Origin of the sequence: Streptomyces sp. BBFR25 (assembly GCF_044590125.1) — a bacterium.
Lineage (GTDB): Bacteria > Actinomycetota > Actinomycetes > Streptomycetales > Streptomycetaceae > Streptomyces > Streptomyces canus_D.
The window spans coordinates 6752022-6769536 of the sequence record NZ_CP172447.1; the positions used below are offsets into that span (position 1 = coordinate 6752022).

Below are 17515 nucleotides of genomic sequence, written 5' to 3' on the forward strand. Positions count from 1 at the left end.
CCGGTGGTGCACACTCGCCGCATGGCGGACATGGACGCGTTCCGGGACGAGCTGGCCCGCTGGGCGGCGGGCGGCGCCTCGGACACGGCGGCGGAGCTGGCGGCGGACCTCGGCCTGCGGACGGCGGTGCTGCTGGAGGGCCCCAGCGACCTCGCGGCGGTCGAGGCCCTGGCCGCCCGAGAGGACCGCGACCTGAGCGCCGAAGGCGTGGCCGTGGTGTCCATGGGCGGCGCGATGAGCGTCGGCCGCTACGCCGGTCTGCTCGGCCCGCCCGGCCTCGGCCTGCGCCTGACCGGCCTCTGCGACGCCCGCGAGGAGCCCTTCTACGACCGCGGCTGGCAGCGGGCGGGCGCGGCCCGCGACTTCTACGTCTGCGTGGCCGACCTGGAGGACGAGATGATCCGCGCGCTGGGCCCGGAGCGGGTCGAGGAGGTCATACGGTCCGAGGACGAACTCCGCCCCTGGCAGACCTTCCTGGCCCAGCCCGCCCAGCACGGCCGCCCCCGGGAGCAGCAGTTGCGCCGCTTCCTCAGCACCAGGAAGGGCCGCAAGATCCGCTACGGCAGCCTCCTGGTGGAAGCCCTCGGCACCGACCGGCCACCGGCCCCGCTCGCCGATCTCCTCGCGGGGCTGTGACCGTCGGGCTACTTCGTGGCCCCCTGGGCGAAGCCGTTGTAGATGTAGCGCTGGAGGAACAGGAAGATCACCAGGGTCGGCACGATGACGAGGACGGCCCCGGCGGAGATGTTCTCCCAGTGTGCCCCGAAGGGGCCCTTGAATCGGAACAGGGCGGTCGACATGGTCCCGAGATCCTCGTTGGGCATGTAGAGGAACGGGATGTAGAAGTCGTTGTACGTGGTGATGCCCTTGATGATGACCACGGTCGCGATGGCCGGCTTCAGCAGCGGAAAGATGATCTTCCGGTAGATGGTGAAGGAGTTCGCGCCGTCGAGCCGCGCCGCCTCGTCGAGGGACCGGGGGATGCCGCGGATGAACTGCAGGAAGATGTAGATGGCCACGATGTCGGTGCCCATGTACAGCAGGATCGGGGCCCAGCGGGTGTTGAACAGTCCGAAGCTGTTGACGACCTGGAACGTGGCGACCTGCGTCGTCACCGCCGGCACCAGCGTGGCGATCAGGAACAGCGCCATGACGAGCTTCTTGAAGCGGAAGTCGAAGCGGTCGATGGCGTACGCGGTCATCGAGCCGATGATCACGGTGCCGGTGATGGAGAACAGCAGGATGAAGGCCGTGTTGCCGAAGGCCTGCAGCAGGTGACCGTCGTTGAACGCCGTGGCGTAGTTGGAGAAGTTGAGCCAGTCGTCCGGCAGGGCCAGCGCGCCCTGGCCGTCGGAGATCTCCCCGTAGGACTTCAGCGAGGTCAGGAAGACCACGAGGAGCGGCAGCAGCACCACGGCGGACGCGACGACCAGGGACAGGTACGTCAGGGCCGTGCTGATGCGCGGACGGCGGCGCGGCCGTTCCTGCGGGCGGGCGGGGGCCGTGAGGGTCATACGAGATCCACCTTCTCGTCGGGCACGAGGCGGCGCTGGATCCAGGTGATCACCAGGATGATCGCCAGCAGCACCACGGCACAGGCCGAGGCCAGGCCGGTCTTGTTGAACTGGAAGGCGTACTTCACCGTCTGGATGACGAACGTCGAGGTCTCCGTCGCGCCGCCGGTCATGATGTACGGGATCTCGAAGACGGACAGCGAGCCGGAGATGGCCAGGATGACGCTCAGGCTCAGCACCGGCCGGATGCTGGGCGCGATGATGTGCCGGAACTGCTGCCAGCGACTCGCGCCGTCCAACTGGGCGGCCTCGTACAGCTCACCGGGGATCGACTGGATCGCGCCGAGGAACAGCACGAAGTTCAGGCCGGTGAAGCGCCACACGGACACCCCGGCCATGGAGGTGTTGGCCGACTCGGGACTGCCCAGCCAGGCGTGGTCCGTGCCGACGCCGAACCAGGACAGCACCGAGTCGAGCGTGCCGCCGTCCTGGAAGAAGTACAGGAAGACGAAGCCGATGGCGACGCCGTTGATCAGGTACGGGAAGAAGAGGATGCCCTTGAGCAGGTTCCGGAAGCGCAGGTCGAAGCTGAGGACGGCGGCGAAGTACAGGGCGACGACGATCTGTACGGCGGACGCCGCCAGGTAGTAGAAGCTCACCGCGAACACCCGGAGCAGTTCGGGGCGGGTGAAGATCTCGGTGTAGTTCTCCGCACCGACGTAGTCGCGGTCGGGGCTGACACCGTCCCAGTCGGTGAAGCTGTAGTAGATCATGTTGCCCACCGGCACGTACGTGAACGTGATCAGCAGGGCCAGGGGTGCCAGCAAGAACAGCCACGGGGTGAGCTTGCGCAGCGGCCGGTCGCGCCACGAGGCGCCGGCCCGTGCGCGGTGCCGGGAGGATTGCCTGCGCGTCGGGCCCGGCTCGGTGGCCGGGGAGGGTGGTGAGGCGGTGGAAGCGGTTCGGATCATCGCGGAGCCAGGGCCTTTCGTCGTCCGCTGAGGGCACTGGGAGCGCCGGGTCCCCGTCCCCACCGGGGAGGCGGGGAAGGAGGGACCCGGCAGGTGCTGGGTTCAGGCGGTGCCGGGGTCAGGAGCCGACGGTCCGCCTGGCCTCGGACCAGCGCTTGTTCAGGTCGTCGAAGTAGCTCTCCAGGGACCCGTCGGTGGCGCCGCGGGCGATGTCGATGAGCTTCTTGCGGTAGTCGGGCTTGTTGAGCCCGATCTCGGAGGCGTTGTCGACGGCGTTGACGTCGGCCGTCTTCGCCTCGGACCGCTCGATCATCTTGACATCGTTGTCAACGTAGTCCTTGAGTGTCGCCGGCATCCCCTCGGCCTTCAGGGCGGAGACGGCACCCTCCTTGGCCGCGTAGCCGGACTTCTCGGTGAACCAGTCGATCCACGCCCGGGCGGCCTCCTTGTGGTCGGAGTGGATGTTGACGGCCTGCTGGTAGTCGGAGACCAGGGTGGCGCAGAACGTGCCGTCCTTCTGGGAGGGGACCGGCATGAAGCCGATGTCGTCGGGGTTCTGTCCGGCGGTCCCGGCCGCGTCCCGCATCTGGTTGATCGCCCAGGAGCCGAGCATCATGCTGCCCACCTTGCCCTTGGCGAGCAGGGTCTTGGAGCTCTCCCAGTTGGTGGTGGCCGGGTCCTTCTCGGACAGCTTCTGGTGGACGATGTCGTGGAGCAGGGTGTCGAGGGTGTTGAGGTCGTTGCCCTCGGCCCACGGCTCATCCATGGAGGCCAGCTTGTCGGAGGCCTGGGAGTCGCAGCTGATCGAGCCGACGCCGTTGGTCCAGGGGCTCTCCAGCGGCCAGCCGTCCTTGAAGTTGGTGTAGTACGGGGTCGCTCCGGTCTTGTCCTTGACGGCCTTGAGGTCGTCGAGGAACTGCCCGGTCGTCGTCGGCCAGTCGGTGATCCCGGCCTTCTTCCACAGTGCCTTGTTGTAGACGAGGCCGTTGGCGGTTCCGAAGGTGGCGATGCCGTAGGTCTTGCCGCCGACTTCGGTCTTGTCGGTGAAGCGGTACTTGGGCTTCATCGACGAGGTCTCGCCGAGCGGTGCGAAGAACTTGGGGTAGTCGCCCTTGGCCACCGCCGACGGGATCAGCAGGACGTCGCCGTAGTCCTCCGTGTTCATGCGGATCTTCACCTCCCCCTCGTAGTCGGTGAGGCCCTCGAACTTCACCTTCACGTCGGGGTAGGTCTTGTTGAACTCGGCGGCGTACTTCTTCATCGTCCCGTCCTCGACCAGGTCGGTGCGATTGGTGAGTACGGTGATGTCCCCCGAGACGCCGTCCGGGTTCACCGGCGCGGCGGCGGTTTCGCCGGCGTCCGCGCTTCCCCCTCCGCTGCACCCCGCGACGGTCAGCATCGCGGTGGCGAGCAGTGCGACGCTCAGCGTCCTCTTCCCCATGTGCCCAGCTCCTTTCCAAGGATTACGGCTCGGGCTCCGGTGGTGGTTGACGGCGACTATGTCAGCCGCTCGTGAACCGGTAAAGCTCGTCCTTCGCTCGCGATACCCAATCGTTACCTCTGGTGAAACAAGGGTTTCGGTCAACGGTGATCCTGGGCGATAGGCACCTGCGCTCCCGTCAGGCAATGAGGGCTAGACCGGTTCACTACCCTGGGGTTAGGTTGAGCCGCGTTGCCCACGACAACGGGCCCGTTCCGCCGAAGGAGCCGTACATGAAGGAAGTCGCCCCGCTCACCGAGGGCTGGAAACTCCGCCACCGCGAGAACCTGCTGCCCGCCCAGGTCCCCGGCTGCGTGCACACCGATCTGCTCACGGCCGGTCTGATCCCCGACCCCTTCCTCGGCGTCAACGAACCCGACGTGGCCTGGATCGGACAGCGGGACTGGACCTACCTCCGCGACCTGAGCGCCACCGAAACCGCCGAGGCGGAGCACGAGCGGACGGACCTGGTCTTCGACGGCCTCGACACCGCCGCGACCATCACCCTGGACGGGCGGGAACTGGGCCGCACCCGCAACATGCACCGGCGATACCGATTCGACGTCACCGGCCACCACGGGCGCCTGGCGGTGAAGTTCGCCTCCGCCTACGACGAGGCCGCCTCGGTGCGGGCACTGACGGGAGAGCGCCCCAACGTCTACCCCGAGCCGTTCCAGTACATCCGCAAGATGGCGTGCGGCTTCGGCTGGGACTGGGGTCCGACCCTGGTGACCGCCGGCATCTGGCGCCCGGTCCGGCTGGAGCGCTGGTCGACGGCCCGGCTGGCGGACGTACGCCCGCTGGTCACGGTCCACGGCGGTACCGGCCGCGTCGAGGTGCGCGTGGAGGTCGAGCGGACCGTGCGGGGGACGGCCCGCCCGCTCGCCGTGCGTGCCACCGTCGGGGACGGCCTGGCCGAGGCGCGCGGCGTGGTGGAGGGGACGCACGCCGTGCTGACGCTCGAGGTGCCCGGCGTCGCCCTGTGGTGGCCGCGCGGCTACGGCGACCAGCCCCTCTACGACCTGGACATCGCGCTCGTCGAAGCCGGTCCCGAGTCCGAAGAGCGCCCCCTCGACCCCCTCGACCCCCTCGACACCTGGCACCGGAGGATCGGCTTCCGGACGGTGCAACTGGACCGCTCGGCGGACCGGCACGGCACCGGATTCACCCTCGTCGTCAACGGCGAACGCGTCTTCGCCCGTGGGGTCAACTGGATCCCCGACGACGTCTTCCCGTCCCGGATCACCCCGGAGCGCTACCGCACCCGGCTGCGCCAGACCGCCGACGCGGGCGTGGACCTGGTGCGGATCTGGGGCGGCGGCATCTACGAGGACGACGCCTTCTACGACGCCTGCGACGAACTGGGCCTCATGGTCTGGCAGGACTTCCTCTTCGCCTGCGCCGCCTACCCGGAGGAGCAGCCGCTGCGCGGCGAGGTCGAGGCCGAGGCGCGCGACAACGTTGTCCGGCTGATGCCGCACCCCTCACTGGTCCTGTGGAACGGCAACAACGAGAACCTCTGGGGCTTTTGCGACTGGGACTGGGAGCCCGAGCTGCGCGGCGACTCCTGGGGCGGCGGCTACTACCTGGACCTGCTCCCGCGGATCGTCGCCGAACTCGACCCCACCCGCCCCTATGCCGCGGGCAGCCCCTGGTCCGGCTCCTGGGACCACCACCCCAATGACCCGGCCCACGGCACCCACCACTCGTGGGAGGTCTGGAACCGCCGCGACTACACCGAGTACCGCGACTCGGTGCCCCGCTTCGTGTCGGAGTTCGGCTGGCAGGCGCCGCCCGCCATGGCGACCCTGCGACGCGCGCTGCCCGGTGAACGGCTCGCACCCGACTCGCCCGGCATGCTGCACCACCAGAAGGCCGAGGACGGCAACGGCAAGCTGAACCGGGGCGTGGCACGCCACTTCGTGCTGCCCGAGGACGACTTCGACCGATGGCACTACCTCACCCAGCTCGTGCAGGCCCGCGCGATCGCCACCGGGATCGAGCACTGGCGCTCGCACTGGCCCGTGTGCGCCGGCACCGTCGTGTGGCAGATCAACGACTGCTGGCCGGTCAGCTCCTGGGCGGCCATCGACGGCGACGGCCGCCTCAAACCCCTGTACCACGAGCTGCGCCGGGTCTACGCGGACCGGCTCCTCACGCTCCAGCCGGGTGACGGCGACGACGCAGTCCCCGTACTCGCCCTCGTCAACCAGTCCGCCGAACCCTGGCAGGCGCGCGTGACCCTGCGCAGGCTCCGCGCGGACGGCACGGAGGTGGCCGAGCACCTGGTCGACGTGACCGTCGCCGCCCGCTCGGTGCACCGGCGGACCGTGCCGCAGGACCTGGCCCCCGCCCCGCGGTCGACCAAGGAGTTCCTCGTCGCCGACGGCGAGGAGCTGCGCAGCGTGCACTTCTCCGTCACGGACCGGGAGTTCGCCTACCCGGTACCGCACTACGACGTGGCCGTGGAGTCCCGGGTGGGTCCCGGGACCGGTAATGTCGAGGTCGTGGTAACCGCACACACCCTCGTACGCGACCTCCTCCTGCAGGCCGACCGACTCGGGCCGGACGCGGTCTGCGACACCGGACTGCGCACCCTGCTCCCCGGCGAGCAGCTCCGCCTGCGGGTCACGGGCGCGGCCGAGGCCGGGGCCAACGCCGTACGGGCGGCTCTGTTCTGTGTGGAACCGGCGTGAGCACCTCGTCGGTACGCGTCACCATCAAGGACGTCGCAGCGGCCGCCGGTGTGTCCAAGGGCGCCGTGTCCCTGGCCTTCAACGACAAGCCGGGCGTCTCCGACGCCACTCGGGAGCGGATCTTCGCGGCGGCCCGGCAGCTGGGCTGGGCGCCGAACTCGTCGGCCCGCAGCCTGTCGCGCCAGTCGGTGGACACCGTCGGGCTGGCGATCTGCCGGCCTGCCCGACTGCTGGGCCTGGAGCCCTTCTACATGGAGTTCGTCTCCGGCATCGAGAGCGTGCTGGCCGAGCGCGACTGCTCGCTGCTGCTGCGCCTGGTCGGCTCGCTGGAGGAGGAGATCGGGCTCCAGGAACGCTGGTGGCGGGAACGGCAGGTGGGGGGTTCGATCCTGGTCGACTTCCATCAGGAGGATCCGCGGATCGGTCCGCTCGGACGGATCGGCCTCCCGGCCGTGGCGGTCGGCCACCCGTCCCTCACCGGCGGGTTCCCGTCGGTGTGGACCGACGACGCCGCGGCCGTCGCCGAGGCGGTGCGCTACCTGGCCGTGCTGGGACACCGGCGCATCGCGCACGTGGGCGGTCCCCGGGGACTCGGGCACAGTGCCATCCGGACGACCGCGTTCGAGCGGACCATGGGCGAACTCGGCCTAGACCGCGGTCCGCACGTCGAGACGGGCTTCTCGGGCGAGGACGGCGCACGCGCCACCCGCTCCCTGCTGCTGTCCGCCGAGCGGCCCACGGCGATCCTCTACGACAACGACATCATGGCGGTCGCCGGACTCGGCGTCGCCGCCGAGATGGGCGTCTCCGTGCCGGACGACCTGTCGCTGCTCGCGTGGGACGACTCCCAATTGTGCCGGCTGACCCATCCGACCCTGTCGGCGATGAGTCACGACGTGCACGGCTTCGGCGCGCAGGTCGCGCGGGTGCTGTTCGACGTGCTGGCGGGCAAGGACGTGGCGTCCCGGCCGGTGGCCACACCGTCACTGGTGCCGCGGGCGTCGACGGCTTCGCCTCGTCCGTAGACGGCGGCGGTGCGTCGGACCGGACGGGCACGGCATGAGGGGCGCGACACCATGTCGCGCCCCTTCTTTTTACTGAACACCTAAACCGCTAAACGTGCTGATCGACGCCGAACAGCCCACTGCTCACGGAACCCACCTGCGGATGTGTCCCTGCGGAGACGATTGACAGGCATGTCGGACGCCCTTACGGTCCTCCTCGATTAACCGGTCAAGCGGGTCTCGTACTGAGACAACGTTGTCAGGAACATGTCCATCATCGGAGGAGACGCATGCGCAAGCCAAGAAGCACGCTGGTCGCGACCGCGGGGATGGCGTTCGTCGCCGTTCTCGGCCTGCTGCTCTCGCTCGCCGGGCCTTTCACCGGCAGGGCGGAGGCCGCGGCCGGTGGTATCCATGTCAGCAACGGACGTGTCGTCGAGGGCAACGGCAACGCGTTCGTCATGCGCGGGGTCAACCACGCCTACACCTGGTACCCCGACCGCACCGGCTCCATCGCCGACATCGCGGCCAAGGGCGCCAACACCGTCCGCGTCGTGCTGAGCAGCGGCGGCCGCTGGACGAAGACGAGCGCGTCCGAGGTCTCCGCGCTCATCGGCCAGTGCAAGGCCGGCAAGGTGATCTGCGTCCTGGAGGTGCACGACACCACCGGGTACGGCGAGGACGGCGCCGCGACCAGCCTGGACCAGGCGGCCGACTACTGGATCAGCGTGAAGGGCGCGCTGGAGGGCCAGGAGGACTACGTCGTCGTCAACATCGGCAACGAGCCCTTCGGCAATACGAACCACACCGCCTGGACCGGCGCCACCAAGTCGGCCATCGCCAAGCTCCGCGGCGCCGGCCTCGACCACGCCCTGATGGTCGACGCGCCCAACTGGGGCCAGGACTGGTCCGGCACGATGCGGTCCAACGCGGCCTCGGTGTTCGCCGCCGACCCCGACCGCAACACCGTCTTCTCCGTCCACATGTACGGCGTCTACGACACCGCCGCCGAGGTGCGGGACTACCTCAACGCCTTCGTCGGCAACGGACTGCCCGTCGTCGTGGGCGAGTTCGGCGACCAGCACAGCGACGGCAACCCCGACGAGGACGCCATCATGGCGACGGCCCAGTCCCTCGGCGTCGGCTACATCGGCTGGTCCTGGAGCGGCAACGGCGGCGGGGTCGAGTACCTCGACATGGTCAACGGCTTCGACCCGAACTCGCTGACCAGCTGGGGCAACCGCTTCTTCAACGGCAGCAACGGCATCGTGGCCACGTCCAAGAGGGCCACTGTGTACGGCGGCGGTGACGATGGCAGCACGGGCGGTACCGCGCCCAACGGCTACCCGTACTGCGTGAACGGCAGCGCCTCCGACCCGGACGGTGACGGATGGGGCTGGGAGAACAGCCGGTCCTGTGCCGTGCGGGGGAGCGCGGCGGACGGCTGACCGGGGAGCATGTCGACGCTCCGCCCGGGTGGGGTTCCGGGCGGAGCGTTCCGTCCTGCGGTGGCGTGACCCCGTCCCGTCAGGCGGGCAGTGCGGTGATGCCGAGGGAGAAGTCCAGGTTCCCCACCCCGTGGTTGGCGAGGCCCACCGTGACCACGCCCGCTCCTTCCAGCCAGTGCGCCATCTTCAGGCCGCCGACGTCCAGCGGGCGCATCCCGAGGCTTTCGACGAACGCCGCCACGGTTGCCTTGGCCCGAACGTCGTCGCCGGCCATGAACACGTCGGGCCGGCCCTTCTCCAGGACCCCTCCGTTCTGTCCAGCGTGTTCGACCGCACCGACCTCACGCCCCGCGAACGGCTCCTCGCCGTCTTCGACGTCCCCCCCACCACCCCGCTGTGCCCCTACATCGCGGCCGCGGTCGAACTGCACGACCCCGAGCACCCCGCGTCCCAGTACGCACGCGAGTACAAGAAGGCCGTCGCCGGGCGGCTCGCCGACACCGCCCGCGAAGCCGGTGCCGCCGACCCCGAACAGCTCGGCGAGCAGCTCGCGCTCCTCATCGACGGCGCCGCGGCCCGCACCCGGGTCCTCAACGCCGACGCCTTCCCCGCCGCCGCCATCGCCGCGGTCCTCATCGACAACGCCCTCCCCGCCGCGCTCGGCGACGACCGGCGACGGGAGGACGTGCCGAGCTGACTCGGCACCCCTGCCCCGGCCGACCGACCCCCTGCTCGAAAATCCAGCGGCCCGCCACCCGCCACGAGGTGGGCAGGGTCCAAGCCCAGGTCCCACCTCGTGACGCCGAGGGCGCGGCGTGGACGATGACTCGATGACAACGAATCCATCCAGCGAACACAGAGTCGAAGCGGGTTGGCGAGCGGTCCGCGCTGACGGACGCGTGCGTCCGGAGCTGCTGGACCTTGCCTACGCCGAACCGAGCCTGCGGCAGCTGTTCCCCTGGACGGGCATGGGCGAGTTGCACTTCAGTCGGTGCACCGAACGACGGTGGACGTGGGACATCCCTTACATCCAGCCCGCAGCCGACGGCGGTTACTGGGTCTCGGGACCTCTGCGTTCGCAGACCGTGGGGCCCGCGGATACAGCCGCAGAAGCCGTTGCCATGGTGGTGGAACGCCTGCCGAGCGGGTGCGGACCCGCGTTCGTCGGCACTCCGGATGAACTCGTTGCCCACGAGGAAGCAGCCCGAGGCCGCCTTAACGGTTGAGAGGTCGTCTCACGTGGCAAGTTCCGCGAGCTTCTTGAGTAGCTCGGGGCGTTGGCCGTGGCAGGCTTCGGCTCTGCCGGTCGTTGCGGTCCACGTATGGGATCTTGAGGCCACGAGTGGCCCATGGCAGGCTCGTGCCGCATGATCGACGAATTCGCGAAGGACACGCTGCACGGGAGACTGCGGCGGGACCGCAAGGCGCTGCTCTGGAAACTCGACGGCCTGTCCGAATACGACGCCCGCCGACCTTTGACAGTGACCGGGACCAACCTCCTTGGCCTGGTCAAACACGTGGCCAGTGTCGAGGCCAGGTACTTCGGCGAGGTCTTCGGCCGGCCGTCCCCGGAACTGCTGTCCCGGTGGCAGGACCACGATGGCAGCGATCTGTGGGCGGCTGAGGACGAGGCGCGCGATCAGATCATCGGGTTCTATCGGCGCACGTGGGAACACTCCGACGCGACGATCGACGAGCTTGCCCTCGATGCCCCCGGCCACGTGCCGTGGTGGCCGGAGCCCTATTCCAACACGAACCTGTTCGCCATCCTGGTCCACGTGCTCGGCGAGACCAACCGACATGCCGGGCACGCCGACATCCTGCGCGAAGGCGTCGACGGCCGAACCGGGATGCGTCCCGAACACGAGACGCAGATCGATGAGGACGCCCGCACCGCCTACTGCGAGAAGATCGAGCAGGCCGCCAGATCGGCCGCATCAGGCAAGGCATAGAAGGCCCGCCCCACGTGACTTGATGTGCGAACGGCATGATGCCGGCCGTGAGTGCTGATCTCTCCAAGCGTCTGGTCCCGGCGCATCGCGCAGCCAGGCATCGAGTCAGCCGTCAGCCAGTGGCTGACGGCGGTGGTGCGGTTCGGGGGGCGATTTCGCAGGTGCTGGTGTCAGGCGTCGGTCGTGTACGTGAGGAAGCGGGTCCACGCCGTGGGGGAGACGGTGAGCTGGTCTCCGTCCCGGACCTTGGAGTCACGGACGTGGATGGTGTCGGGGCAGGAGGCCACCTCGACGCAGTCGCCGTCGCCGCTGCTGCTGTACGTGCTCTTGAACCAGACCAGTTCCGTAGTGCTCATGGGGCTCCTCGCATCTGCCGCAACAGGCTCAGGGAGTCGTCGAGGGAGAGAGCCTGTGACCGCATCCTGGCATACCTCATCTGGAGGACGCTGACCTCCTTCCGCTCGGGGACGAACATGCCTCCGCGCTGACCCTCGTTGTACGCGAACCAGCGTGCGTCGGGCGTCTCCAGGAGCTGCATTGGGCCGGCCAACCCCGCGTGGGCGTTCCGCACCAAGGGCATCACCTGTACCTCGACGTTCCGCAGCTCGGCCAGCTCCACCACGTGGTCGATCAGCTCCCGTGTGACCTCCGCCCCGCCCATGCGCCGCAGGAACAAGTGCTCCTCCAGAATGAAGCTGAACGCCGTGTTCGGCCGCTCCCTCAGCAGCCGTTGTCGTTCTGCCCGTGCCACCCACTGTGCCTCGATCTGATCGTCACCCAGTGGCGGCAGTTGGTTCGTGAACAGCGTGCGCGCGTACGCCTCCGTCTGCAACAGCCCCGGAATCAACCGGCATTCATACGTATACAGACTCACCGCCTCCGCCTCGAACCGCGCCCACTGCCGGAACCAGCTCGCCAGCCCCGGTTGCCGCGACAGATGCCGTGCCGCACCTCGCAGCGCCCCGAAGGCGTCAAGCGCTTCCTCCGCGTGCTCCACGAAGTCCGCCGGAGGGAACCGCCGCCCCTGCTCGATGGACGCCACCGTCGGCACCGAGTACCGCACCCTCGGCGCGAACTCCTCCTGGGTCAGCCCCGCCCGTTTGCGGAACGCCTTGACGACCTCGCCGAACGCCTTGAGGCTGTCCGACGCCTCCGGTTCACCCGCGCCGCCCGTACCGTCCGTCATCCGGGACACCTCCCACCCGTCACGCCCACTCAACGGGCCCATGGTCACGGACGGTTACTCCTACTGTCCACCGTCCGCACCCGTACGCTCACCGTGCGTACCGGTCGCTGATCTGGTGGGACGGCGTCGCCGCAGGTGGGATGGGCGGCATGAGACCAACCCCCACCCCCCGACTCCCGGTCACCGCGCGTGTGTTCGTCCAGCGGTGCAGCTCCACCCCGCGCGGCGCACGACTCGCCCGCCACCTCGCCCTGCACCGTCTGGACGCGTGGGGCGTCCCGTACGGCTCGGCGGTGTCCGACACGGCCGCGCTGCTCGTCGCGGAGCTGGCGGCGAACGCCGTGACGCACGGGCGGGTGCCGGGGCGCGACATCGAGGTGCTGCTGCGGCTGGACGCGTACACGCTGCGGATCGACGTCTCCGACAGCCGGGGTGAGCGCCGCCCGACGGTCACGGCGGCCCCCGAGGCCGAGCACGGGCGCGGGCTGCTGCTCGTGGACGCGCTGGCGGACCGGTGGGGCGTGTTCGACCGCGTACCCGTCGGCAAGACGGTTCGCGCGGAGCTGGACCTGCCGCCTCGTGGCGAAAGATCGCTCGCGGGCGATGACTTCGGACGGGGGTGGGAGTCTCCTGCACATGACTGATCCGGAAATGACCGCGGAACGCGGCCGTCAGGCCGACGTGTGGCCCCTGATCCGTACGGAGCGAGCGGCGCTGGCTTCCGACCTCGCGGAGCTGACCGAGGAGCAGTGGGCGACGCCGTCGCTGTGCGCCGGTCTGACCGTGCGCGAGGTACTGGCGCATCTCACGGCGGGCGCGAGCCTCAACTCCGTGCGTTGGTTCGCGGGGGTGATCCGCTGCCGGTTCGACTTCGACAAGCAGGTCGCCGTGCGGCTGGCCGAGCAGTTGGGCGCGGCTCCGACCGAGACACTCGCGCGGTTCCGGCACATCGTCCCGAGCACGACCAAGCCGCCCCTGCCCGTCATCGCCATGCTGGGCGAGACGCTCGTGCACGGCGAGGACATACGGCGTCCGCTGGGCATCCGGCGCGACCATCCGATCGACGTTGTCACACGGGTGGCCGAGTACTACCGGGGCTCGGACATGGTGGTCGTCGCCAAGAAGCGCATCGCGGGCCTGCGACTCGCCGCGACCGACGGCCCCTTCACGACCGGCTCCGGGCCCGTGGTGTCCGGTCCGACCATGGCCCTCGTGATGGCCATGACCGGCCGCGCGACGTACTGCGACGACCTCGAAGGGGACGGTGTGGAGCTCCTCCGCGGTCGCTCCGGGATGGCTTGAACGTGCCTGCCGGTCGGCGCGTTCCGCGTTCGGGCGTGTGCGTCCATATGCTCGTCCCATGCTCACCGAAGTCACCGCCACCCGCTACGTCGAGCCCCTGCACTCCGGCGGCTCCGTCCCCGCCGTCGTCGAGGCCGACGACTTCGGGACGTACGTGCTGAAGTTCACCGGCTCCGCGCAGGGCCGCAAGGCGCTGGTCGCCGAGGTGGTCGTCGGGGAGCTGGCCCGGGAGCTGGGGCTGCGGGTGCCGGAGCTGGTGCTCGCGCACTTCGACCCGGCGCTCGCGGAGGCCGAACCGCACCAGGAGGTGCGGGACCTGCTGCACGCCAGCGCGGGGCTCAACCTGGGCATGGACTACTTGTCGGGCGGCGCCGACTTCACGCCCGAGCTGGCCGAGGTGTTCCCGGTGGACGCACGCGAGGCCGGGCGGGTCGTCTGGCTGGACGCCCTCACCGTGAACGTCGACCGGACGGTGCACAGCTCCAACCTCATGGTCTGGCCCACCCTCGGCACCGTGCCCCCGCGCCTGTGGCTGATCGACCACGGCGCGGCCCTCGTCTTCCACCACCGCTGGGGCGCCTCCCCGCCCGAGAAGGCGTACGACTTCCGCCATCACGCGCTGGGCCACTACGCCCCGGACCTCCCCGCCGCCGACGCCGAGCTGGCGCCGAAGGTGACGCGGGAGCTGCTGCGCGAGGTGGTGGGCCGGGTGCCGGAGGCCTGGCTGACCTGCGAGGACGATCTCGACACGCCCGAGAAGGTACGCGCCGCCTACGTGGACTACCTGCACGCGCGCGTGCGGGCCTCCCACCAGTGGCTGCCCACCGGCTTCCCGAGCCGCGAGGAACTCGCCGCCGAGAACGCCGCCCGCGCGGCGCGCACCCGGCGGGGGCGGCCCGACTGGCTCAAGCGGGTTCCCGACCTGCACGGCAAGCCGCCCGCCGAGCAGGACTGGTCGGTTCACCTGGGCTGACACACGCCCGCGCCCCCGGTGCCGATCCTCGGCACCGGGGGCGCGGGCAAGTGCGCGGCGTCAGCCCTTCAGCTGCTCGTACGCGGGCAGCGTCAGGAAGTCGGCGTAGTCCTCGTCGAGCGACACCGTGAGCAGCAGGTCGTGGGCCTGCTGCCAGTTGCCGGCCGCGAAGGCCTCGTCGCCGATCTCGGCGCGGAGGTTCGCCAGCTCCTCGGCGGCGACCTTGCGGGCCAGGTCGGCGGTGACCTGCTCGCCGTTGTCGAGGACGACCTCCGCGTTGATCCACTGCCAGATCTGCGAGCGCGAGATCTCGGCGGTGGCCGCGTCCTCCATCAGGTTGAAGATGGCGACGGCGCCCAGGCCCCGCAGCCACGCCTCGATGTAGCGGATGCCGACCTGCACGGCGTTGACCAGGCCCGCGTACGTCGGCTTGGCGTCCAGGGAGTCGATCGCGATCAGGTCGGCCGCCTTGACGTCGACGTCCTCGCGCAGGCGGTCCTTCTGGTTCGGCTTGTCGCCGAGGACCTTGTCGAAGGACTCCATGGCGATCGGGACCAGGTCGGGGTGGGCGACCCAGGAGCCGTCGAAGCCGTCCCCGGCCTCGCGGTCCTTGTCGGCACGGACCTTCTCGAAGGCGACCTTGTTGACCTCGGCGTCCCGGCGCGAGGGGATGAAGGCCGCCATGCCGCCGATCGCGTGCGCGCCCCGCTTGTGGCAGGTGCGGACGAGGAGTTCGGTGTACGCCCGCATGAACGGGGCGGTCATCGTCACCGCGTTGCGGTCCGGCAGCACGAACTTGGCGCCGCCGTCACGGAAGTTCTTGACGATGGAGAACAGGTAGTCCCAGCGCCCGGCGTTCAACCCGGAGGCGTGGTCGCGCAGTTCGTAGAGGATCTCCTCCATCTCGTACGCGGCCGTGATCGTCTCGATCAGGACGGTGGCGCGCACCGTGCCCTGCGGGATGCCGACGTAGTCCTGCGCGAAGACGAACACCTCGTTCCAGAGGCGGGCCTCCAGGTGGGACTCCGTCTTCGGGAGGTAGAAGTACGGGCCCTTGCCGAGGTCCAGCAGACGCTGGGCGTTGTGAAAGAAGTACAGGCCGAAGTCGACCAGGGCGCCGGGGACCGGGCGGCCGTCCACCTGGAGGTGGCGCTCGTCGAGGTGCCAGCCGCGCGGGCGCATGACGACCGTCGCCAGCTCGGCGTCCGGGCGCAGGGCGTAGGACTTGCCGGTGCGCTCGTCGGTGAAGTCGATCGTGCGGGTGTAGGCCGCGGCCAGGTTGAGCTGGCCGAGGACCACGTTCTCCCAGGTCGGCGCGGAGGCGTCCTCGAAGTCCGCGAGCCACACCTTCGCGCCCGAGTTGAGCGCGTTGATGGTCATCTTGCGGTCGGTGGGGCCGGTGATCTCGACACGGCGGTCGTTCAGCGCGGCCGGAGCGGGGGCCACCTTCCAGGAGTCGTCCGCGCGGATCGCGGCGGTCTCCGGAAGGAAGTCGAGCGTGGAGGTGCGGGCGATCTCGGCGCGGCGCTCGGCACGGCGGGCGAGGAGCTCGTCACGCCGGGGCGTGAACCGCCGGTGCAGCTCGGCCACGAAGGCGAGCGCCGCATCGGTGAGGACCTCCTCCTGCCGGGGCAGGGGCTCGGCGTCGACGATGGCCAGCGTGGACGGCGCTGGTGCGGACATGAGCTGTCACTTCCTTCAGCGGTGGCACCGGGTGCCAGAGGGTGCGTATGGGGCATTACGCACTCGCCGTGCAGCGGAGTGCTTCTGGTCAGTGGATAGTAGTTTCCTCATCGTGGAACTTCAATGGTTTGTTGATGTCGAGATTCTCCGGGTCGAGGGAAGGTGGCGCTCGGTGCCACCTCCCTCACTCAAGGTGGACCAGGTCCGCCTCGGTGTCGATGTCGTACGGCCGAGCCACGTCCCCGCACTCGACGAGAGCGATCTCCGCCTCGTGTTCCCTCAGATAGGCGCGGGCACCCCGGTCCCCGGTGGCGGTCGCCGCGATCCCCGCCCAGTGCGCGGCGCCGAGCAGCACGGGATGCCCGCGCACGCCCGCGTACGCCGCCGACACCAGCGATGCCTCGTCCCGGTACCCGGCCCGCACCCGGGTCATCGCCCGCGCGCCGATGCCGGGCTGGTCCACCAGGCTGACCAGGGCCGCCCGCGCCCCGGTCCCGGTCAGTGAGGCGAGCCCGGCCCGCAGCGACGAGCCCATGCCCTGCTCCCAGTCGGGGTTGTCCACGAGGACGCAGTCGTCGAGCGCCGCCCGCGCGCGTACGTCCTCGGCGCGCGCCCCCAGGACGACGTGCACGCGGGTGCAGCCGGCCGCACGCAGAACGCCGACCGCGTGTTCGACGAGTGGATGTCCACGGTGTTCGAGCAGTGCCTTGGGGCGTCCGCCGAGCCGTCGGCCGCCCCCGGCGGCCAGCAGCAGCCCCGCCACCCGCTCGCCCACCTGGTCTTCTGTCCGGGCCTCGTTGTCGGTCATGCCCCTTGCATACCTGACCGCCCGCCAAACGCTCCGGCGTGCGCGGGATTTCCGGGGACTTTCCGGAGACTGAATTTCGGTCCGCGCGGTGGCGCGCGCGGTGCGAGGTGGCGTTTACTGGCCCGCGCACAACGGGGTGCGAGGGGGAGGGCGGGGAGGGCTGTGTTGCGGAGCTTGGGGCAGAGGCACGTGACCGTCGGCGACGAGGACGTGAGGGTGGTGGCGCTGCGGACCGCCGTGTCCCGGCTGCGCCGCCAACTCGCCCTGCTGCCCGCCGATTTCCCGGACCGCCAGATCGCCGAGGACGAATTGGCCGACCTCGCCGCCATGGCGGGCCACGGCGTCCCCGAAGCGCCGCGGCTGCGCCGCTCCCTGCTGCTGATAGCCGGTGCGATCGGCTCCGTCAGCGCTCTCGGGCCCGGGCTGACGGAGGTCCGTCACGCCGTGGAGCTGTTCGGGGACCCGCCGCGCCGCTGAGCCCCGCGCGGGGAAAGGCGC

At 70.0% G+C, this 17515-nt stretch carries 19 protein-coding genes; 11 read left to right on the forward strand and 8 right to left on the reverse strand.

All coding sequences use genetic code 11. From position 1 onward, the window contains the following. Positions 1–21 precede the first annotated feature (21 nt). Complete coding sequence (locus ACGH52_RS30765) at positions 22–636, forward strand: TOPRIM nucleotidyl transferase/hydrolase domain-containing protein (RefSeq protein WP_076976991.1); 615 nt, start codon at positions 22–24, stop codon at positions 634–636. Between the two features lie 8 nt (positions 637–644). On the opposite strand, the gene ACGH52_RS30770 is transcribed toward ACGH52_RS30765, so the two are convergent. The 3 genes from ACGH52_RS30770 to ACGH52_RS30780 all read right to left on the reverse strand — a co-directional run bounded on the left by ACGH52_RS30770 (position 645) and on the right by ACGH52_RS30780 (position 3926). After that, the gene (locus ACGH52_RS30770) at positions 645–1514 is read right to left on the reverse strand and encodes a carbohydrate ABC transporter permease (protein ID WP_076976992.1); all 870 of its coding nucleotides are present in this window, start codon (positions 1512–1514) and stop codon (positions 645–647) included. Then, entirely contained in the window at positions 1511–2485 is a 975-nt protein-coding gene (locus ACGH52_RS30775) for a carbohydrate ABC transporter permease (protein WP_399944000.1), read from the reverse strand. The genes ACGH52_RS30770 and ACGH52_RS30775 overlap by 4 nt, the downstream gene beginning before the upstream one ends. A gap of 118 nt (positions 2486–2603) precedes the next feature. Further along, positions 2604–3926: an ABC transporter substrate-binding protein gene (locus tag ACGH52_RS30780; RefSeq protein ID WP_399944003.1), complete on the reverse strand. Its 1323-nt coding sequence runs from the start codon at positions 3924–3926 to the stop codon at positions 2604–2606. Between the two features lie 272 nt (positions 3927–4198). Here ACGH52_RS30780 and ACGH52_RS30785 point away from each other — a divergent pair, with 272 nt between their 5' ends. From ACGH52_RS30785 to ACGH52_RS30795, 3 genes are all read left to right on the forward strand, one after another. Then, a complete protein-coding gene (locus ACGH52_RS30785; RefSeq protein WP_210974962.1) occupies positions 4199–6661 on the forward strand; it encodes a glycoside hydrolase family 2 protein in 2463 nt (820 codons plus the stop codon). Beyond that, positions 6658–7686 carry a LacI family DNA-binding transcriptional regulator gene (locus ACGH52_RS30790; protein ID WP_076976996.1) on the forward strand — a complete coding sequence of 343 codons (1029 nt, stop codon included), beginning with the start codon at positions 6658–6660 and terminating at the stop codon, positions 7684–7686. The genes ACGH52_RS30785 and ACGH52_RS30790 overlap by 4 nt, the downstream gene beginning before the upstream one ends. A gap of 269 nt (positions 7687–7955) precedes the next feature. Beyond that, positions 7956–9113: a cellulase family glycosylhydrolase gene (locus tag ACGH52_RS30795; protein ID WP_399944008.1), complete on the forward strand. Its 1158-nt coding sequence runs from the start codon at positions 7956–7958 to the stop codon at positions 9111–9113. Between the two features lie 79 nt (positions 9114–9192). Here the strand turns inward: ACGH52_RS30795 and ACGH52_RS30800 are convergent, their stop codons facing one another. Next, entirely contained in the window at positions 9193–9387 is a 195-nt protein-coding gene (locus ACGH52_RS30800; RefSeq protein ID WP_399944011.1) for a hypothetical protein, read from the reverse strand. A gap of 48 nt (positions 9388–9435) precedes the next feature. Between ACGH52_RS30800 and ACGH52_RS30805 the strand changes: the two genes are divergently transcribed. The 3 genes from ACGH52_RS30805 to ACGH52_RS30815 all read left to right on the forward strand — a co-directional run bounded on the left by ACGH52_RS30805 (position 9436) and on the right by ACGH52_RS30815 (position 11065). Further along, entirely contained in the window at positions 9436–9810 is a 375-nt protein-coding gene (locus tag ACGH52_RS30805) for a hypothetical protein (protein WP_399944014.1), read from the forward strand. Positions 9811–9943: 133 nt separating this feature from the next. After that, positions 9944–10339 (forward strand): DUF6193 family natural product biosynthesis protein, encoded by a 396-nt coding sequence (locus ACGH52_RS30810; protein WP_399946924.1) that lies wholly within the window; start codon positions 9944–9946, stop codon positions 10337–10339. Between the two features lie 141 nt (positions 10340–10480). After that, on the forward strand, positions 10481–11065 hold the full coding sequence (locus ACGH52_RS30815; RefSeq protein WP_399944017.1) for a DinB family protein: 585 nt from the start codon (positions 10481–10483) through the stop codon (positions 11063–11065). A 170-nt stretch (positions 11066–11235) separates the two neighbouring features. On the opposite strand, the gene ACGH52_RS30820 is transcribed toward ACGH52_RS30815, so the two are convergent. Next, complete coding sequence (locus ACGH52_RS30820) at positions 11236–11421, reverse strand: DUF397 domain-containing protein (protein WP_076976998.1); 186 nt, start codon at positions 11419–11421, stop codon at positions 11236–11238. Then, a complete protein-coding gene (locus ACGH52_RS30825) occupies positions 11418–12251 on the reverse strand; it encodes a Scr1 family TA system antitoxin-like transcriptional regulator (RefSeq protein ID WP_399944020.1) in 834 nt (277 codons plus the stop codon). Before ACGH52_RS30825 ends, ACGH52_RS30820 begins: the two co-directional genes overlap by 4 nt. Before the next feature lie 149 nt (positions 12252–12400). Between ACGH52_RS30825 and ACGH52_RS30830 the strand changes: the two genes are divergently transcribed. From ACGH52_RS30830 to ACGH52_RS30840, 3 genes are read left to right on the forward strand one after another with little or no spacing between them, the layout of a single operon-like run. After that, the gene (locus tag ACGH52_RS30830) at positions 12401–12895 is read left to right on the forward strand and encodes an ATP-binding protein (protein WP_121703675.1); all 495 of its coding nucleotides are present in this window, start codon (positions 12401–12403) and stop codon (positions 12893–12895) included. After that, positions 12888–13553 (forward strand): maleylpyruvate isomerase family mycothiol-dependent enzyme, encoded by a 666-nt coding sequence (locus tag ACGH52_RS30835; protein WP_210974956.1) that lies wholly within the window; start codon positions 12888–12890, stop codon positions 13551–13553. The genes ACGH52_RS30830 and ACGH52_RS30835 overlap by 8 nt, the downstream gene beginning before the upstream one ends. Positions 13554–13611: 58 nt before the next feature. After that, complete coding sequence (locus tag ACGH52_RS30840; protein WP_399944025.1) at positions 13612–14526, forward strand: HipA family kinase; 915 nt, start codon at positions 13612–13614, stop codon at positions 14524–14526. 60 nt (positions 14527–14586) lie between these two features. Here the strand turns inward: ACGH52_RS30840 and aceB are convergent, their stop codons facing one another. Further along, positions 14587–16209 carry a malate synthase A gene (gene aceB / locus ACGH52_RS30845; protein ID WP_399944028.1) on the reverse strand — a complete coding sequence of 541 codons (1623 nt, stop codon included), beginning with the start codon at positions 16207–16209 and terminating at the stop codon, positions 14587–14589. A 184-nt stretch (positions 16210–16393) separates the two neighbouring features. Beyond that, positions 16394–17017 (reverse strand): NTP transferase domain-containing protein, encoded by a 624-nt coding sequence (locus ACGH52_RS30850; protein WP_399944031.1) that lies wholly within the window; start codon positions 17015–17017, stop codon positions 16394–16396. A gap of 162 nt (positions 17018–17179) precedes the next feature. Here ACGH52_RS30850 and ACGH52_RS30855 point away from each other — a divergent pair, with 162 nt between their 5' ends. Next, complete coding sequence (locus ACGH52_RS30855) at positions 17180–17494, forward strand: DUF5955 family protein (protein WP_076977014.1); 315 nt, start codon at positions 17180–17182, stop codon at positions 17492–17494. Positions 17495–17515: the final 21 nt, after the last annotated feature.

Coding starts and splice junctions, on each gene's coding strand:
- ACGH52_RS30765 (WP_076976991.1), top strand. CDS start 22: ATGGCGGACATGGACGCGTTCCGGGACGAGCTGGCCCGCTGGGCGGCG.
- ACGH52_RS30770 (WP_076976992.1), bottom strand. CDS start 1,514: ATGACCCTCACGGCCCCCGCCCGCCCGCAGGAACGGCCGCGCCGCCGT.
- ACGH52_RS30775 (WP_399944000.1), bottom strand. CDS start 2,485: ATGATCCGAACCGCTTCCACCGCCTCACCACCCTCCCCGGCCACCGAG.
- ACGH52_RS30780 (WP_399944003.1), bottom strand. CDS start 3,926: ATGGGGAAGAGGACGCTGAGCGTCGCACTGCTCGCCACCGCGATGCTG.
- ACGH52_RS30785 (WP_210974962.1), top strand. CDS start 4,199: ATGAAGGAAGTCGCCCCGCTCACCGAGGGCTGGAAACTCCGCCACCGC.
- ACGH52_RS30795 (WP_399944008.1), top strand. CDS start 7,956: ATGCGCAAGCCAAGAAGCACGCTGGTCGCGACCGCGGGGATGGCGTTC.
- ACGH52_RS30800 (WP_399944011.1), bottom strand. CDS start 9,387: ATGGCCGGCGACGACGTTCGGGCCAAGGCAACCGTGGCGGCGTTCGTC.
- ACGH52_RS30810 (WP_399946924.1), top strand. CDS start 9,944: ATGACAACGAATCCATCCAGCGAACACAGAGTCGAAGCGGGTTGGCGA.
- ACGH52_RS30815 (WP_399944017.1), top strand. CDS start 10,481: ATGATCGACGAATTCGCGAAGGACACGCTGCACGGGAGACTGCGGCGG.
- ACGH52_RS30820 (WP_076976998.1), bottom strand. CDS start 11,421: ATGAGCACTACGGAACTGGTCTGGTTCAAGAGCACGTACAGCAGCAGC.
- ACGH52_RS30825 (WP_399944020.1), bottom strand. CDS start 12,251: ATGACGGACGGTACGGGCGGCGCGGGTGAACCGGAGGCGTCGGACAGC.
- ACGH52_RS30830 (WP_121703675.1), top strand. CDS start 12,401: ATGAGACCAACCCCCACCCCCCGACTCCCGGTCACCGCGCGTGTGTTC.
- ACGH52_RS30835 (WP_210974956.1), top strand. CDS start 12,888: ATGACTGATCCGGAAATGACCGCGGAACGCGGCCGTCAGGCCGACGTG.
- ACGH52_RS30840 (WP_399944025.1), top strand. CDS start 13,612: ATGCTCACCGAAGTCACCGCCACCCGCTACGTCGAGCCCCTGCACTCC.
- aceB (WP_399944028.1), bottom strand. CDS start 16,209: ATGTCCGCACCAGCGCCGTCCACGCTGGCCATCGTCGACGCCGAGCCC.
- ACGH52_RS30850 (WP_399944031.1), bottom strand. CDS start 17,017: ATGACCGACAACGAGGCCCGGACAGAAGACCAGGTGGGCGAGCGGGTG.